Here is a 16,625-nt window from a genome sequence, read left to right as displayed (position 1 = left end):
TTAATCGAGGATGCGGGCTACTACGTCGTAGTCGTGGGACTCGGTGATCTCGGCGCGGTAGAAGGTACCGGGCACGAGGGCCTCGTGGGGGCCGAAGTCGTTGATGAAGACCTTGCCGTCGATCTCGGGAGCGTGCAGCGGGGTGCGACCTTCCCAGAGCAGGTCGGTCTCTTCGCTGGGGCCTTCGACGAGCAGGTCGATCTCGCGGCCGATCCACTTCGATTTGGATTTGGCGCTGATCTTCTGCTGGAGCTTCATCAGCTTGCGGCGGCGCGACTCGATGGTGCGCTTGGGGACTTTGAGTTCGGAGGCCAGCTCGAAGGCGGCTGCGCCTTCTTCGTCGGAGTAGGTGAAGACGCCGAGCCAGTCGATCTGGGCGGCGGTGATGAAGGCTTCGAGCTGCTTGTAGTCTTCTTCGGTCTCACCGGGGAAGCCCACGATGAAGCTGGTGCGGAGGACGATGCCGGGGACGATGCTGCGTGCCTTCTCGATGAGCTTGAGGAAGACCTCGGGGGTTCCGCCGCGCTTCATGCGCTTGAGGACGCTGGGGCTGGCGTGCTGGAGGGGGACGTCGAGGTACTTGGCGATGTTGTCGTGGCGCGCTATGGTCTCGAGCAGCCGCGTAGTGACCTTGTTGGGGTAGGCGTAGAGGAAGCGCAGCCAGCGCAGGCCGGGAAGCGCGGCAAGGGCTTCGAGGAGCTGGGCGAGGCCGTCCTTGATGCCGAGGTCTTCGCCGTAGCAGGTGGTGTCCTGACCGATGAGGGTGATCTCGCGGACGCCCTGGGCGATGAGATTTTCGGCCTCGGTGATGATGGACGACATGCGGCGCGAGCGGAACTTGCCGCGAAGCTGCGGGATGATGCAGAAGCCGCAGGGATGGTCGCAGCCTTCGGCGATCTTGATATATGCCGACGCCCGAGGCGTCGTCAGGATTCTGGGAGTGGTGTCGCTGTAGAGGTACTCGGGAAGCGCGGCCGTAGCTCCGTCCCATGCGGTGCGGGAGAAGCGGCCCTGCTGCTCGCGGAGGTCGCCTTCGGGGCGGGAGGGGGTGGCGCTCTGCGCCCACATCGCAGAATCGAGATGTGGGGCACCCAGTTTTGTGGGAGCCGATTCTGCGGACTGCTCGATGACGAGTTGTGCGCCATCACTCTCGGGGCGGCTGTGCTGATGGACGGCGCTGGGGATGCGGTCGATCTGTGCCTGCGTGAGGATCTGAAAGGGCGAGTCGTTGGCGTGGCCGGTGGATGTGAGTCCGGCGGCGGCGAGGATGCCTTCGAGCTCGCCGGTGCCCACGACTGCGTCCACTTCGGGAATATTTTTCTGGATCTCGTCGCGGTAACGCTCTACCAGGCAGCCGGCGACGATGAGGCGCTGGGCTTTGCCGCCGTTAGCCTGCTTGTGCTGCACCATCTCGAGGATGGTGTTGACTGACTCCTGCTTGGCGGAGTCGATGAAGCTGCAGGTGTTGACGACAAGGATCTCGGCGTCTTCAGCCTGAGGGGTAAGCTCGCCGCCTGCCTGATGCAGCATGCCCATCATGACTTCGGAGTCGACCAGGTTTTTAGGGCAACCGAGAGAGACGAAACCGATCTTGGGGCGGGGCTTACCTTGTGCTGACCAGGTCAGCTCTTCGAGAGTGGTGGGGGGAGTCACGGAAGCTTAATTATAGCGTTTTCCCTTGGCTTTTTATACCGGGGAAGGATCTGAGAAGGGTTAAATGCCACGGGCACAGTGAACGGATTGGTCTTCCAGCCGGTTCACTGTGCCCGCGATGTTCGATGCTATTGAAGCAGTTATGCCAAGCGGCGCTTGACTACTCCAGCGATACCGACGAGGCCGGTGCCGAGGAGAGCGAGCGTCGAGGGCTCAGGAACAGGCGATGCGGCTGCTGTGGCCGAGAAGGTCACGGTGCCGTTGCCCTGGCTCGAGAACAGAAGGGTTCCTTCGGTTGGATCGAAGCCAGCTGCGTTGGTGGTAATGATGCCTGTGCCGGAGAAGAGATCGAAGCCAGCTGCGCTGGTCTCGGTGAGAGTGGCGATGGTGTAGGTGACCGTTGTCCCATCGGGGTTCGTCAACGTGATGACTCCGCTGTTGGCAACGTAGGGGTTGTAGTTGATGGTCTGGGTGATGGTTCCAGACTCGCCCGCTGCGATCAGAGAGGAGAAGTCACCGGTGAGGGTGTTCGCTGCGCCTGCATTGATCGAATCGGGGACGAAGGTGAGAGACGATCCGTTATCTGTAACCGAGGCACCGGTGATGGAAAACTGGCCGGTGATTGGGGTTGCATGGAGCGCCGCGGGAACCGCTACGAGAGCGGCAAGGACTGCGAGAGAAGAAAGAACTTTACGCACGTGATGAGTCTCCTAAATAAATCTCTGCCAATAGATGCAGATAGTACAAGAATGTTTTCGGTGAAGTACTTTGCCGTATTGAGTGCATTTAATTGCACACTGGAAAGCTCTTGCGAGCCGCAAGCAAATGTTTGCGTTCCGTATTTTGGACAAGGGAATGAGCTAAATTTTGCACTGAGAGAGTGTGCAAAATTTTGCAACTTCAACCGAAAATTTAAAAATTCTGGAAGGCCTTTTTTCGCTGTCGCGAGTTGCTAGGTTTGCGATGAAATTTCGAGCGAAGCAGTGTGCTGACGATTGCGGAGGCGGCGAATGGCATCGACGTGAATGATGAGTGCGATGAACCCTCCGGCAATCGTGCATAGCGCGCGGCGATGTGCGATGACTGGGCCGGGAAGACTGTTAAGCGAGAGAAGAAAGACGATGTACGAGGTGAGGAAGAGCGTATAGAGGCCGTAATTGACGGTGTTGGTGGCGTAGGACCAGAGCGCGAAGAAGACGGTGGCTGTGGCGAGATAGTAGGGATCAGGGTGGATGTGAACGAGAAAGATCGTCGAGACGACTGCGCCTGCAAGGGTTCCGCCTACGCGCAGAAAGGCGCGGGTGAAGGTCTCGGAGAAGGCGGGCTTTTGAACGAGAAGCGCAGTCATAGGAATCCAATAGCCGCTCTGGACGCCGAGATGGCGATAGACCTCGGCAGAGATCGCAATGGTAAGACACATGCGAATGGCGAAGGGAAACGTTGGAATGTGCAGAAGGTTTTCGGGCATCGCGCGAAGACGCACAAGCATGCGGTAGCGAGCGAAGTTGCTGTTGAGCAGGTGGCTGATCTCGTCGCTACTTGTTTGACGGATGGCGCGAAGGTCGGCGGCGAGTTCAGGAAGCAGACGAAGGAAGGCGCTGGTGATGAGAATTTGCAGCGCTCCGCCGCCACCGATCAGCAGAGCGCGCAGCAGTGCGGAGTGGAAGTTGGCAGGGAAGGCGGAGGCTACGAAGAGAGTGATGGCAGATTGCTGCCCGACCCAACTGATGCCTGCGGCACGCGCGGTGAGAATGCCGTAGATGAATCCCCAGAGTGCTGCGGCGAGGACGAGCGTGAAGCCGCGGTGCCCTACGAGCATGCCGATCATGGTGGAGAGAAATACTGCGGCGGTGGCGGCGATCATAGGCCAGAGCCGCGAGTCGGCGATGCGCTGGTTGACGCCGAAGCCGATGGTGAAGGCTCCGCCGCCTGCGATGAGACCGGCGGAGGGATGTCCGCAGAGGATTCCGACGAAGAGGCAGACGGCGATGGCGAGGACGCCGATCAACGGTGTGCGAAAGGAGAACGCCTTCCAGTCGAAGGTATAGATGTCGGCGAGATAGCCGCGTCGAACTGGTGCAGGAGGATTGGCAGTAGTCGGCATTCTTGTCTCTTGTAGGATGCCGCAATGGGCCGAATGTCAGTTCTCAAGAGCTAGCTCCAGAAGTTAGTTCATGGAACTGCGGAGATTGATGAGAGTGTTGTCCGTGTTGGTAAGGCGGATAAGACCCTGTCGGGGAAACTCGATCTCGAGCGTAGCGTAGATGGTGAGTGTGACCGCAGCGGCGAGCGCAACGATATAGAGCCAGTTTCGCGGAACGGCGGTCATGCCGTAACCGGCGAGAAAGGCACAGCCAAGGCTGAAGGCAAAGAGAAGCAGAAAGACGATGACGGGAGGATGCATGTTGAATGCATTCTGACGAGTCGCTGTGATGTCGATCATGTCGTTGAGAGCAGGCAGGAGAAGTTTGGTCGCGTCTGCGCTGGCGCCTGGGGCGGATGCCGCGGCGACGGATTGACGCCAGATCTCTCGCTGCAGGCGTTGGCTCTCCGGCGAGACCTCTTCTTGGACAGCATCGAAGAGGTGAAGACGTGAGGTGGTGTAGTCGCGGAAGAGTTGGCGAAGAGCAGGCTGCGACGATGCAGGAAGAAGATCGAGGCGAAGATAGGCGGTGCCGATGTCGTTGGTCTCCTGCGTGAGTAGCTGGCGATGCGCATCGTAGCGGGTGACCGCTCCCGAGAAGGTGAAGGCCAGTAGAAGGCCGAAGAGAGCAAAGACTGCGCCTTCGACTGCGTTGCTTTGTACAGGATGCTTTCGGCTGAGGCGAAAGCGGCGGCCAAGCTCCAGCAGAAGGAGCATGGCGGGAAAGAGCAGCAGCGCGAGGTAAGGCGGAAAGATCATTGGCTTGAAGATGACGATAGCAAATTGGTCGTTGTGCGGGTAGAGCTTGCGATGCGCATTCGCATCAGTGTCCCTGCCTTTTGCCTGAGAAATGGCGAAGACAGGGACATGATGGAATACAGGTTCGAACAGTTTGCTTTGGCTATGACTGGTCCATGTGTTGAAGGATTGGGGCCAGCAGGTAGGCGACGAAGAAGCCTCCGCTCCAGATCACGGCTGAGATCCAGAGCAGGACTTTGCTCATTCTGGTTGCCGCTCCGCAGGCGGTAGGATCGTCTGCTGGACAGGCTTCGCCTTGTTGCAGGCGCGGGGCTATCCAATAAGTCACGACGAAGCTGGTTGCGATCAACACGCCGGAGATGCTGAAGGTCCAGATCTTGTGGCGCGACAGAGTGACGAGCCAGGGCGCGACGGACAAGAGCGAGGCTACCGTCGCTCCCATCCCCAGCAGGACAAGCACGGAAGGCAGCGCACAGCAGAGCAGCGTGCTGAACGAGCTGAAGAGGGAGAAGTAGTTGAGCAGCGTGGCACGGCGGCTGCGCTGCTCGGGAGCATTCGGCAGGGTGAGCGCGTTCATTGGGCCTCCGTGATGGTCTTGTAGTGGAGGGTGTCGGGCAGCTTGCCCTTTGCGGCCTGAGGCAGAAGTCCGTTGACTTCTACCAGCTTGCCCATCAGGGAGGCGATGTCTGCCGGTTGGGCAGAAGGCGTGAGCGTGTAGTGGTCGCTGGTGCCCTCTACTTCGAGGATGGGCGCGCCTGCTGTGCCGGTAAGTTTGCCGCGCACGACTACAGTCGCGTCTTTATGGGTGAAGCCGTTCTTTTCGACGGCTTCTTCGAACTGGTGCATTCCGGCAGAGTTTCCGGGCGTGAGGGAGATTGTTACCAGGCCGGTGTTGAGGTCCACATTTACCGTGTCCACGCCCTTGATTCCCTTCATGGAGACATGGATGGCGTGGGCGCAGGGGGCGCAGTCCATGCCGAAGACGGTCATGTTGATCTGCTTGTATTCAGCGTGCGCGGCGGCGCTGAAGAACGTAATTAATGCGAGTGCGAAGATCTTCATGGTGAAGTCCTTTCAGTATGCGTGCGAAGAGTATTTGAGGTAGCTGAAGTTGATGGCGAAGCGAATGCTCTCGCGGCCATAGAGCGATGTGGAGGCGTCTCGATAGAGAGGAGCCTGAATGCCGCCTTCGATGGCAACGTCCTTGAGGATGGCGAGGATCGAAGGGCCAAGCCACAGGCTGGTCGTTTCGCTATGAGGCACGAGGCTTCCCTGGCTGCGCACTGCGCCGGTGTGCTCGCCGGTCAGCTCGGCAAAGCCACGGTAGTCCCAGTGGTTGACGTCGCGACGCAGGCGGGGCGGACGGTAGCCGTAGACCGTGCTCCACGAGATGGTGTCGGGACGGCGGTCGGTGTGGGCTTCGGCGAAGCGCGTGTAGCCTCCGCCGAACCAGAGATATTGGCTGCGCGAGGCCAGCCCGGAGGCAAGGGTTGCGGCTACTCCCGGTGCGCGATGGAGGTTGGCGAGGACGCCGCTATCCTGCTGCGGGCCGGGAACGACGAGCCCCAGAGATGCGGTGGACTCGATTCGCCGCCCGACCGAGGTAACGGAGTGCTGGAACCTCCAGGCGACGGAGCTTGACCACTCGCCTCCTCCGGCCAGGCGGGTTTCAGGCAGTGCGGCACTGCCGAAGGTGGCAGGCAGAACCGCGTTGACGGTGATGTGTGGAGTGATGCCGTAACCGATTTGCGAGCTCTCGGTCAGCGCATCTCCTAGCGAGCCGTGACGGCCAATGAGGCCGCTGTCGAAGCTGAACTCGCCTTGTGAATTTACGGGCGTGGCATAGCCGAATACAGGCCCATGCCCAGCGGCCAACGCGGGGCTGGCCAGCGTCAGAGCGCAGGCCAAAGCCAGAATGATTTTCATGGAATGCTTCCTTTTTGGTCTCTTCGATTGCGAGAGAAGTTAACAGAGAAGTTCAGGCACACGTCAGCGTGTGTCTGCTGTCAAAGACCGGAAGCGGAGATCAGATTCGTAGGACGGTGGTTCGAGCGATGAGCAGGCCGGGTGGGGAGTGCTCTGCCAAAGACATCTGCCGGGCTGGATTGTCCAGCACTACAGGCGTTGCGAGGCTGTCTCCCTGTGCGAGGGAGGTCCAATGAACCGTGAGCGTTGCGGTCTCGGTGGCGACCTGAGGCGAGTCGTTGTGAACGACTGTCTGACAGCAGCCCATCTTTGCCATCTCGCCGCATTGGCCGTGCATGGAGCGGCAGCAGGCGCTCTCGGTCTGGCTCATCGCGAGGTTGGTGACGCAGGCCATCACTGGCGCTGCTGAGGCCACCAAGAGCAATACCGCGACGAAGCTGATGAGACGGCGCATGAACATCTCAATTATAGAGTTTGCTGCAAATTAAATATTGTCAGGGAAGTTTTTTTGCTTCCGCCTCGGGGTTCCAGTGGTCTTTGCCGCTTAGGAACTTTGCGGGCAGAAATTGCTTTGTCTGCGCTGTTGTGAGTTGGTGCGACCAGGGAACGCGGGTGGCGGGATTGGCTCCGGGGCCGGTGCTGTTGGATTCGGCGTAGAAGGCTGTCTGCTCGTTGGAGGTCTTGCCCCAGTTGTTCCAGCCCGCGGGGCGGACGTCGCTGGGCAAGTTGGTATTGATATAGATGACACGGGAGTAGGGGCGCCAGGGGCGGCCAAGGCCGATTGCGCCCTGAGCGGAGGCGATGGAGCGGGCTCCGGTGAAGTTGGCGCTGGGGCTGATGGGCTGGGCAGTGTGGTCGATGCCGCTGGTGACCTTGCTGTTGAGGATGACGTAGCCGGTGGTCTGGTCGGCTGATGTGCGGGATTGCGCGGTGAGGAAGCCGGGGCCGTTGGAGTGCAACTCGTCGTGGTCGAAGACGGCGGTGGCGTTGCCGAAGATGAAGTCGACGCCGCCTTCGATGTACGAGTCGACGTAGTACTGGCGGCCGTAGTCGGCGAAGAGCGTGTCCTGATGTCCGAGGAAGCGGCAGTGTTTAAAGATAGAGCGGTCGCTGCGGTCGGCTACAGCGACGGCCTGCCCAGTGTTGCCGGCGGCGTTTTCGAAGGTGATGTTGTCGGCTTCGAAGCCAGAGCCGTTGATCTCGACGGTCTCGGTGAAGAAGGTGCCGCCGGCTTGTTTGGCGTTGAGGGAGTTGGTGATGACGACGTCTTCGGGCGACTTGCCCATGCCGATGAGGGTGATGTTGGGATGGTTCTGGGTGATGATGACTCGCTCGTGATAGATGCCGGGGGCGATCTCAATATAGACACGGGCTGGTCTTCCATCCTTGCCGGGGGCGGGCCCGGCGAAGGGATGGTGGTCCATCGCATTCTGAATGGTGGGGAAGACAGAAAGGTTTTCGTTGCCGGGCTGGGCGGGCCGAGCTGAGGGATCAACGCGGACGTGGATGTCCTGAGCAGAGGCACTGAGCGCGAGGGCAAACAAAATTGGTAGGACAAGTCGCATGATGCATAAGCGTATGCGTTACAGCAGGTTGATGGCAATCTTCTGCGTGGAATGAGTGATTATCGCCAAGTTTTGGCATACGGCTTGTCGATGTTAGGATAGGAGGTGTGCCGGGTCCTACGCGACGTAATCCCGCCAACCCCGCCAGGTCCGGAAGGAAGCAACGGTAACGGGCTAGTATGGGCGCAGTGGGTCGCCCGGTACATTTTTCTCCCCCTTCTTTTCTCTCATTCTTCCTCTGAAAACCTGCAAACCTGGATGATCCAACGCAGAGAAGTTGCGTCTGTGGTCGACTTTGGTACGTCTTACAGCGGATAGTGTTGATTGCGAATAGTTTTGTATTCTGGTTGCTGACGAGGTGATGAATTTGAGTTTGACGTTGAGGCCGCATGCGCAGGTGAGAGCAAAGATCAGTTCGGTAGGAGCCTATGTTCCGCCACGGTTGTTGACCAATGCCGATCTCGAAAAGATGGTGGAGACGAACGACCAGTGGATTGTGGAGCGCACCGGCATTCGTGAGCGGCACATCGTGGAGAAGGGTGTAGGCACCAGCGATCTTGCGGTTGAGGCGGCCAAGCGCTGTCTGGCGGCTCGGGGCATCGAAGCCAGCGAGCTTGAGGTGATCATCGTCGCGACCGTGACTCCGGATATGTTTTTCCCGGCGACGGCGTGCCTGGTGCAGGACAAGCTGGGTGCGAAGGGTGCGTGGGGGTTCGACCTCTCCGCTGCGTGCTCGGGCTTTCCTTATGCTTTGCAGGTGGGCGCGAAGCTGGTGGAGAGCGGGATGCACAAGAAGGTGATGGTGATCGGTGCGGATGTGATGAGCTCGATCATCGACTACACGGACCGGGCGACCTGCGTGATCTTTGGTGACGGCGCGGGAGCGGTCCTATTGGAGCCCTGCGCTGAAGGGGAGGTCGGGCTGATCGACTACTGGCACGAGGTGGACGGCTCGGGTGCGGCGTCGTTGAATATGCCAGGAGGCGGAAGCCTGCATCCGGCGACGGTAGAGACGGTGGCGGCGAAGATGCACTTCGTGCATCAGGATGGTCAGGCTGTCTATAAGTTTGCTGTGCGCAAGATGGCGGAGGCTGCCGAGACGGTACTGACTCGGAATGGTGTCACCGGCAAGGATCTGAGCTGCTTTATTCCGCATCAGGCAAACAAGCGGATCATCCTCTCCACGGCGGAGCGTTTGGGAATGCCGGAAGAATGCGTGGTCATCAATATCGACCGCTATGGGAACACTACGGCAGGCACGATTCCTATTGCCATGCACACGGCGCTTGAAGAAGGACGCTTGAAGAAGGGCGATCTGGTGCTGCTGGCAAGTGTGGGTGCCGGGTTTACCGTGGGCGCGACTCTGTTGCAGTGGGAGATGTGAACCGAAGTTGTAAGTTCACATTGTGGTGTTAGTGCCGTCCGCAAGGCTGGCTGAGTGAGTGCTGACGTCTTTGGAAGCCTTGTAAAGCTTCCAGAAAGCGATGGCGCAGCTCACCAGGATTCCCGTCCAGAGCACGATGAGGATGGTGCCTGCCCATTTGGCGGAGAAGCGGTTCCAGAGATGAAGAACATGCCTGCCGTAAAAGATGCCGAGCCATACGGCGAGTGCGTGGCGTGCGCAGCGGCTTAGGGTGAAGATGGTGATGAACTTCTTCTTCGACATCTTTAATGCGCCTGCTGCCAGCACAAAGGGCGAGAGCGGCATAGGCGGGGGCAAGATGGCGGGAAGCGCGATGGCCAGGATTGCGTGCTTCTCCATCCACTCGCAGACGCTTTTGAAGATGCGTGCCGGTACGTGTTTTTCGAGAAACTGCATGCCTCCGGCGTGGCCGACCTGGTAGCTCAGATATCCGCCGATCGCCGAGCCTGCGGTGGCGAGAAGGATGAGCAGAATCCAGTTGGCCTTTTGGGCTGCAAAGATGATCAGCATAACGTCGGTGACGCCCGGTACGGGGAGCGGCACGAACGATGAGTCGACGATAGAGACCAGAAAGATGCCGAAGACGCCGAAGCTGGTAAGGAAGTGGAAGAACTTGCTCGAGTGGCGATGCGGTGCGGTGGCCAGAAGGAAGGCGAGATGGGGCTTCGTTGATCCGGTTGCGGCGATGGCTGCGGTGCCGGCAGGGGCCTTCATGGTCAATATGACGCTAACAGAAGTCTGTGAGTCTCAGCGGCAAAAAGGCGAATAATTGTGGCGAAGTGGTGACCGGGCTACAGAAAGCGGGGTTCAGGGAGCGGTGGAAGTGCGTCGATCTCGGCGGCGTAGCGACGAAACAGTTTCATAGCCTCGATGCAGTCCGAGGTGAGGGTGTAGTGGATGTTTTCGGTGAGGTAGTGACGGATGGTTTCAGCCGGGATAGCGATGCGCGGCGTCCACTGGCGCACGAGGTCTTCGATATGGGCGAGGCCGTGATCGCGTGAGGTGGTGAGTTCGTCGGTGATTTCAGCGGGGCTGATGTGTCCGAGGCTGAGGGCTTCGGGCCGAACCGCCCAGACGGCGGCGACCCAGGGCAGGCCGGTGCGGGTGGTCCACTCATGAGCGAGGTCGATCCACTGGCAGGGGCCGATGGCTTGCTCGATTTGATCGCGAGCTTCAAGCGCCAGTAGGGCAGGATCGCCGATCAGCAGGGCCGCGTCAGCTTGCTCGAGCATGGCGATGGGGTCGGCTGGGTGTTGGATAAACGCGGGCTGCGTGCCCAGGAACTTGCGGAAGAGGATCTCGGTATAGGCCAGCGAGCTGCGCGAGGCGGTGTCGGCGGCGATGGTGCGGACTGCCTTGAGAGCGTGCGGCTGCTTCCCGTCTTTTAATTTAACGATGAGTTGGATAGAGCGCACGCGATCGAGCGATGCGATGGTGCAGCCGGGAACGATGGCGAGATCAGGCGTAAGTGAGGCGATAGGGATGAGGCCAAGATCGGCACGGGCCGCGAGCAGCTCATCGGCGCAGAGTGCGGGCCTGGTGTAGTGGAGCGTGTAGCGCTCGGCTAGCTTTGCTGCCAGAGGTGGGTGCTCGAAGTCCCACATGAGAGGTGCGGGGTTGAGGAAGTTGATGGCGGCTACGCGAACGGGATGGGATGATTTGGGCAAACGATAACTATTTGATACAGGCAGACTGAGAGAGTTTAATTCGGCGATCTGTTCTTTAGTTTAATAGATGTGGGCAGGAGTTATTCGATGCAGCGTGCGATAGTCGGCTTCTATCAGGACGAAGAGGGGCACTGGGCCGCGAGGCTTGAGTGCGGGCATGGGCAGCATGTGCGCCACGATCCGCCTTGGATGGTTCGAGAGTGGGTGTTGCATGAGGAGACCCGGGCCGAGCGGATTGGGCGGATGCTGGAGTGCAAGAAGTGCGATGAGGAATTAACCCCTCCATAAGCTTCGCCGTAGGGTAGGATTCATGACGGTCACGAAATTGCATTGATGGGCTGTCTGGAGGTCTTTACCGTGGATGGAATGAGCCGGTTTGGCCGCATTGTGTTTGGTGTGGCGATGGTGCTTTTTGGACTGCTGTACCTCTTCTACTCACGCGGCCTCATGCCCGCTCCCGGGCCACCGTGGACTGCCGAGACCGGAGTGTGGGCGTGGTTGATCGGCGTTGGATTTGTTGTTGCCGGCGTTTGCATTGTGGTGAAGAGGTGGGCTCGGGCTGCGACCGTTTTATTGGCTTCCGCTTTTCTGTTGCGCGTACTGTTTACTTTTGTGCCGCGGGTGATCGAGCATGTGCGCGATCCCGGTCCGTGGACCAGCGGAGCCGAGGTGATGGCACTGGGCGCGGCTGCGCTGGTGTTGGCTCGGGAGCTGGAATTATCAAACTCCATGTCGTGGGAGAGCCTGATGTTGGCCGGGCGTTTTCTCTTCGCGGCTGCGCTGGTGGTCTTCGGAATCCAGCACTTCCTGTATGCAAAGTTCATCGCGACGCTGATCACTGGGTGGATTCCGGGACATCTGTTCTGGGCCTATTTTGTAGGAGTGGCGTTTATCGCGGCTGCTTTAAGCCTTGCGACGAAGATACAGGGACGTCTGGCGGCGACGCTGCTGGGGCTGATGTTTCTGCTGTGGGTGATTGTTCTCCATATTCCGCGAGTTGTCGCTTCTCCGCATAATGGGAATGAATGGACCAGCGCCATGATTGCCCTGGCGATGAGTGGTGGATCGTTCGTTCTGGCAGGAGCTTTGCGCCACGTGGAACATTAAAGGATAAGCTTCAGAGTGCGGGCTCGGAGGAGTGGATTTTGTCGCAGCAGAATATTGGGAATGGAACGCCGCTGGACCAGGCTCGGATAGCATGGATGGCGTTGACGTTGACGCCGGGGATGGGACCGACGCGGATTAACCGGGCAGTGAAGGCTCTGGGCGCGGCGGAAAATCTGTTCGATGCTTCCTTGACCGAGTTGGAGGCGACCGGGATGCCTGCGCAGTCGGCGCAGTTCATCTTCGACGGCAAGGCGCGAGAGATTGCCGAAGACGAGATACACAAGGTAACGGAGGCTGGCGGCAGCATTCTGACCCAGCAGGACGCAGCCTATCCCGACCGGCTGCGAGAGATCTATGATCCGCCGGCGGTGCTGTGGGTTCGGGGTAATGCGGAGCTACTGGCGCGGCCGGGCATTGCTGTGGTGGGAACACGCCACCCTTCGCCCTACGGCACCGGCATGGCAGAGATGCTGTCGCGCGATCTGGCCAACCGGAGACTGGTGATCCTGAGCGGCATGGCTCGCGGGGTCGACACGGCGGCGCATAAGGGAGCGATTGAGGCGGGTGGCAAGACGGTTGCGGTTTGGGGAACAGGAATCGACGTCATCTATCCGAAGGAAAATAAAAAACTGGCAGAGAATATCGTCGCGTCGGGCGGAACGATCATCAGCGAGTACCCGCTGGGAACATTTCCGGCTCCACAGAATTTCCCGATTCGGAACCGAATCTTGAGTGGCATGAGCGTGGGTGTGCTGGTCATTGAGGCGGCGGAGTACAGTGGAACCCGCATCACGGCCCGGCTGGCGATGGAGCAGAATCGCGATGTCTATGCTGTTCCCGGCAACGTAACGAACAAAAACGCCTGGGGGCCTAACACATTGATAAAGCAGGGGGCTAAGCTTACGGCGACGTGGGAGGATGTATGGGAAGATTTGCCGTCACACATAAGGCGGCAATTGGAAGATGAGATAAGCGCCGCATCGGGTGGTGAATCGAAAATCACGGAGGCTGCATCTCTATTTAGCAATAAGCCGCTGCCGGAGCAGGAACAGATGGTTCTGGACCGGCTTAAACACGATGAGTCGGTGCAACTGGATGACTTAATTGAGCAGCTGGAGGCGGAGTTGGGGTCTGCTGAGATCTTTACGGCGCTGTTCGAACTGGAGCTTGCCGGTCGCATTCGGCAGCTACCGGGCAAGAACTATGTGCGGTCGTTCTGATGGAACCTTGTGGATAAGTTGCCGTATGTTACCCGTAGATAGTGCAGACGGAATCGAACAGCGGCAGTCTATCGTATAGATTTTGGTCAAATTTTGCGTCTCACGAAAGATGTCCAGTTCGCATATTTCCGGCAACTCGTGTTAGGTTCGCATTGGAATCCTGCGCAACGGCAGTTCTATGAGTTGATAGCAGATCGATTGATTTAAGGTTAGCGGTTTTGGGGATGAAGGGAACGAATGGCTAAATCACTTGTGATCGTGGAGTCGCCGGCAAAGGCGAAGACGATCAATAAATATCTCGGCAGTGAATACTCGGTGGAGGCCTCGATTGGCCACATCATGGACCTGCCCAAAAACGACATCGGCGTCGAGCTGAAGAAGCGGACGTTCGAGCCGACGCTGATCGTATCTCCCGGCAAAGAAAAGATTGTGGAGCGGTTGAAGAAGCTGGCGGCGAAGTCGGACATGGTCTACCTGGCACCCGACCCCGACCGCGAGGGTGAGGCGATTGCCGCGCACCTGTCGATGCAGCTTCTGCCTGTGATGAAGGACAAGTCGAAGATTCGCCGCGTGACCTTCAATGAGATTACGCAGAAGGCGGTGAAGGCAGCGTTTGCCCACGCCCGCGATGTCGATGAAAATCTGGTGGACGCGCAGCAGACCCGGCGCGTGCTCGACCGCCTGGTGGGATATCAGGTCTCGCCGCTGCTATGGGACAAGGTGCGCCGTGGGTTGAGCGCTGGCCGCGTGCAGACGGTGGCATTGCGCCTGATTGTGGAACGCGAGCGCGAGATTAATGAGTTTAATCCGGTTGAGTACTGGACCATCGATGCAGATTTGAAGACGGGCAAGAGTGCGCAGGAGTTCACGGCGCGCATGGTCGGCATCGAAGGCAAGCCGATCCGTGTCTCGAATGGCGTCGATAAGGAGGGCAAGGAGCAGTTTCTCTCGAATGCGCTGCCCGATAACGAGTCGGTTGACGAGGTGGTCGAGCAACTCGAGAAGGCTACGTGGACCGTTCGCAGCATTGAGAAAAAAGAGCGGCGACGGAATCCTCAGGCTCCGTTTACGACCAGCAAGTTGCAGCAGGAGGCAGCCGGTCGACTCGGATTCAACGTGCGCCGAACGATGGGCGTGGCGCAGAGGCTTTATGAAGGCGTTGAGATCGGAAGCGAAGGTACGGTCGGCCTGATTACCTATATGCGTACCGATTCGACCCGCGTCAGCGCCGATGCGATTGTCGATGTGCGCGAGTTTGTTGCCAAGCTGGGAGCGGCGTATCTACCGGCGAAGCCGAACGAGTATGCCGGCAAGAAACAGGAGCAGGCACAGGATGCGCACGAGGCCATTCGTCCGACGAACGTGAAGTTCACGCCGGAGTCGATTCGGAAGTATCTTTCCGACGAGCAGTTCCGCCTTTATCGCCTGATCTGGCAGAAGTTTGTCTCCAGCCAGATGACGCCTGCGGTCTTTGACCAGACCACGGTGGATGTCGCGGCCAAGGCAAAGCACACGTATGACTTTCGTGTCAGCGGCAGTGTGCTCAAGTTCGATGGCTTCCTCAAGTTTGAAGAAGAGGACAAGAAAGCGCGTCAGGCAGCCAAGGATAAAGCGAGCAAGGAAGAGCAGGCTGCCGCGGAGAAGCTTGCGCAGCAGAGCATTCAGCAGGAGAACGAGTCGCAGGATGATTCTGCTGATCGCCGTCTGCCGGAGCTGAACGAGGGGCAGGCGCTGGATCTGGCGAAGCTCGATCCGCAGCAGAAGTTCACCGAGCCGCCGCCGCGTTACAACGAGGCTTCGCTGGTGAAGGTGCTGGAAGAGCGCGGCATCGGTCGGCCTTCGACTTATGCTTCGATCATCAACACGATTCAGGATCGCGACTACGTCAAGAAGATCGGCGCAAAGTTTGTGCCGACGGAGATTGGCACGGTTGTCACTAGCCTGCTGGTGAAGAACTTTCCGTACATCTTCGACACGCAGTACACGGCGACGCTCGAAGGCGAGCTGGACGCGGTCGAAGAGGGTGAGGAGCGTTGGACCGATCTGCTGAATGGCTTCTATGACCACTTCGAGAAGGAGTTGAAGGTTGCCAGCACGCACATGGAAGACGTCAAGCGCATGGAGCAGGCCACCGAGGAGCTCTGCGACAAGTGCGGCAGTCCGCTGGTCTTGAAGTGGGGCAAGTTTGGCAGCTTCTACTCGTGCAGCAACTTCACCAAGGTAAAGCCCATGACGGTGGCGATGGGGCCCTGGAAGAAGGATGCAAAGGCAGTCACGAAGAAGGTGACCGCTGCATTTGAGTTTCCTATGATTGTGAAGGCGACGACCGATGATGTGATCGAATACTCGAAAGAGGTCGATGACGCGAAGGAGTTGTCTACCTCCATCAATGCTGCGGCCGAGCAGGGTAAGAAAATTACTGTAGAGCCGGTAAGCTGCGACTTCACTAAGGAGAACTTTGCTGCCAAGCCGGACCTTAGTGCTCCGGGTGCGGATGATGTTCCCGAAGAAGAGTTCTGTGATAACTGCGGTCGCGTGATGGTGCTGCGTAATGGGCCGTGGGGACCGTTCATGGCCTGTCCCGGATACAACGAGGACCCGCCCTGCAAGACGATTCGCAAGCTGACGCAGAAGGTGCAGCAGAAGCCGCCGGTGCAGCTCGAAGAGATGTGCCCGAAGTGCGGCAAGCCATTGCTGTTGCGCAATGGGCAGTACGGCGAGTTCATTAGTTGCAGCGGCTATCCGAAGTGCAAGTACATCAAGCAGGATCTGCTCGATGTGCCGTGCCCCAAGTGCGGCAGCGAGATCGCCGTGCGCAAGACCAAGCGTGGCGATACCTTCTACGGTTGCGTGAAGTATCCGAAGTGCGACTTCGCTTCGAACCTGAAGCTGGTCAATCAGGCCTGCCCCAAGGGAGACAGCTCTTATCTGCTTGAGGTGACGAGCGATAAGGGGACGTACCTCGTATGCCCCAACAATCGCGAGGCCTTACCGAAGCGACGCAAGAAGAGGGGTGCCGTTGAAGAAGAATCGACGACTCCTGAGTGCAGCTACGAGAAGAAGATTGCCGGGCCTGCGCCTGCTGTGGTGGTAGAGCGGCCTGACCCGGAGAAGACTCGGCCTGTGGTCGAGAGTGTTGCATAAAAATGAAAGAGAGAACAA

At 58.8% G+C, this 16,625-nt stretch carries 16 protein-coding genes and 1 other RNA gene; 6 read left to right on the top strand and 11 right to left on the bottom strand.

What is annotated here, in order from left to right:
* From rimO to IEW09_RS09860, 9 genes are all read right to left on the bottom strand, one after another.
* A complete protein-coding gene (rimO, locus tag IEW09_RS09900) occupies positions 1 to 1,653 on the bottom strand; it encodes a 30S ribosomal protein S12 methylthiotransferase RimO (protein ID WP_229739218.1) in 1,653 nt (550 codons plus the stop codon).
* A 140-nt stretch (positions 1,654 to 1,793) separates the two neighbouring features.
* A complete protein-coding gene (locus IEW09_RS09895; RefSeq protein ID WP_188553980.1) occupies positions 1,794 to 2,351 on the bottom strand; it encodes a PEP-CTERM sorting domain-containing protein in 558 nt (185 codons plus the stop codon).
* Between the two features lie 254 nt (positions 2,352 to 2,605).
* Positions 2,606 to 3,757, bottom strand: coding sequence for an FUSC family protein (locus IEW09_RS09890; RefSeq protein ID WP_188553979.1), 1,152 nt, complete (start codon positions 3,755 to 3,757; stop codon positions 2,606 to 2,608).
* A gap of 63 nt (positions 3,758 to 3,820) precedes the next feature.
* The gene (locus IEW09_RS09885) at positions 3,821 to 4,555 is read right to left on the bottom strand and encodes a bestrophin-like domain (protein ID WP_188553978.1); all 735 of its coding nucleotides are present in this window, start codon (positions 4,553 to 4,555) and stop codon (positions 3,821 to 3,823) included.
* Positions 4,556 to 4,697: 142 nt separating this feature from the next.
* Entirely contained in the window at positions 4,698 to 5,132 is a 435-nt protein-coding gene (locus IEW09_RS09880) for a hypothetical protein (protein WP_188553977.1), read from the bottom strand.
* A complete protein-coding gene (locus tag IEW09_RS09875) occupies positions 5,129 to 5,617 on the bottom strand; it encodes a heavy-metal-associated domain-containing protein (RefSeq protein ID WP_188553976.1) in 489 nt (162 codons plus the stop codon). The genes IEW09_RS09880 and IEW09_RS09875 overlap by 4 nt, the downstream gene beginning before the upstream one ends.
* 12 nt (positions 5,618 to 5,629) lie before the next feature.
* Positions 5,630 to 6,481, bottom strand: a complete 852-nt coding sequence (locus IEW09_RS09870) for a hypothetical protein (RefSeq protein WP_188553975.1) — start codon at positions 6,479 to 6,481, stop codon at positions 5,630 to 5,632.
* Positions 6,482 to 6,581: 100 nt separating this feature from the next.
* A complete protein-coding gene (locus IEW09_RS09865) occupies positions 6,582 to 6,935 on the bottom strand; it encodes a hypothetical protein (protein WP_188553974.1) in 354 nt (117 codons plus the stop codon).
* A 40-nt stretch (positions 6,936 to 6,975) separates the two neighbouring features.
* The gene (locus IEW09_RS09860) at positions 6,976 to 8,046 is read right to left on the bottom strand and encodes a pectinesterase family protein (protein WP_188553973.1); all 1,071 of its coding nucleotides are present in this window, start codon (positions 8,044 to 8,046) and stop codon (positions 6,976 to 6,978) included.
* A gap of 108 nt (positions 8,047 to 8,154) precedes the next feature.
* Here IEW09_RS09860 and ffs point away from each other — a divergent pair.
* Together ffs and IEW09_RS09850 are read left to right on the top strand one after the other, a co-directional pair.
* An RNA gene (gene ffs, locus IEW09_RS09855) (signal recognition particle sRNA small type) lies at positions 8,155 to 8,252 on the top strand.
* Positions 8,253 to 8,407: 155 nt separating this feature from the next.
* Positions 8,408 to 9,430: a beta-ketoacyl-ACP synthase III gene (locus IEW09_RS09850; RefSeq protein ID WP_188553972.1), complete on the top strand. Its 1,023-nt coding sequence runs from the start codon at positions 8,408 to 8,410 to the stop codon at positions 9,428 to 9,430.
* A 15-nt stretch (positions 9,431 to 9,445) separates the two neighbouring features.
* Here the strand turns inward: IEW09_RS09850 and IEW09_RS09845 are convergent, their stop codons facing one another.
* Both IEW09_RS09845 and IEW09_RS09840 read right to left on the bottom strand, forming a co-directional pair.
* Positions 9,446 to 10,183, bottom strand: a complete 738-nt coding sequence (locus tag IEW09_RS09845) for a YqaA family protein (protein ID WP_188553971.1) — start codon at positions 10,181 to 10,183, stop codon at positions 9,446 to 9,448.
* Positions 10,184 to 10,260: 77 nt separating this feature from the next.
* On the bottom strand, positions 10,261 to 11,136 hold the full coding sequence (locus IEW09_RS09840; RefSeq protein WP_229739217.1) for a menaquinone biosynthetic enzyme MqnA/MqnD family protein: 876 nt from the start codon (positions 11,134 to 11,136) through the stop codon (positions 10,261 to 10,263).
* An 87-nt stretch (positions 11,137 to 11,223) separates the two neighbouring features.
* Between IEW09_RS09840 and IEW09_RS09835 the strand changes: the two genes are divergently transcribed.
* The 4 genes from IEW09_RS09835 (at position 11,224) to topA (ending at position 16,607) form a co-directional block, all read left to right on the top strand.
* On the top strand, positions 11,224 to 11,424 hold the full coding sequence (locus IEW09_RS09835) for a DUF3565 domain-containing protein (protein ID WP_188553970.1): 201 nt from the start codon (positions 11,224 to 11,226) through the stop codon (positions 11,422 to 11,424).
* Positions 11,425 to 11,502: 78 nt separating this feature from the next.
* Entirely contained in the window at positions 11,503 to 12,243 is a 741-nt protein-coding gene (locus IEW09_RS09830) for a DoxX family protein (protein ID WP_188553969.1), read from the top strand.
* 95 nt (positions 12,244 to 12,338) lie between these two features.
* Positions 12,339 to 13,463: a DNA-processing protein DprA gene (gene dprA / locus IEW09_RS09825; RefSeq protein WP_188554401.1), complete on the top strand. Its 1,125-nt coding sequence runs from the start codon at positions 12,339 to 12,341 to the stop codon at positions 13,461 to 13,463.
* Between the two features lie 237 nt (positions 13,464 to 13,700).
* Complete coding sequence (gene topA / locus IEW09_RS09820; RefSeq protein WP_188553968.1) at positions 13,701 to 16,607, top strand: type I DNA topoisomerase; 2,907 nt, start codon at positions 13,701 to 13,703, stop codon at positions 16,605 to 16,607.
* Positions 16,608 to 16,625: the final 18 nt, after the last annotated feature.

The sequence above is a fragment of the Edaphobacter dinghuensis genome (assembly GCF_014640335.1).
Taxonomy (GTDB): Bacteria; Acidobacteriota; Terriglobia; order Terriglobales; family Acidobacteriaceae; genus Edaphobacter; species Edaphobacter dinghuensis.
This window is presented reverse-complemented; position numbering and strand designations above follow the sequence as displayed.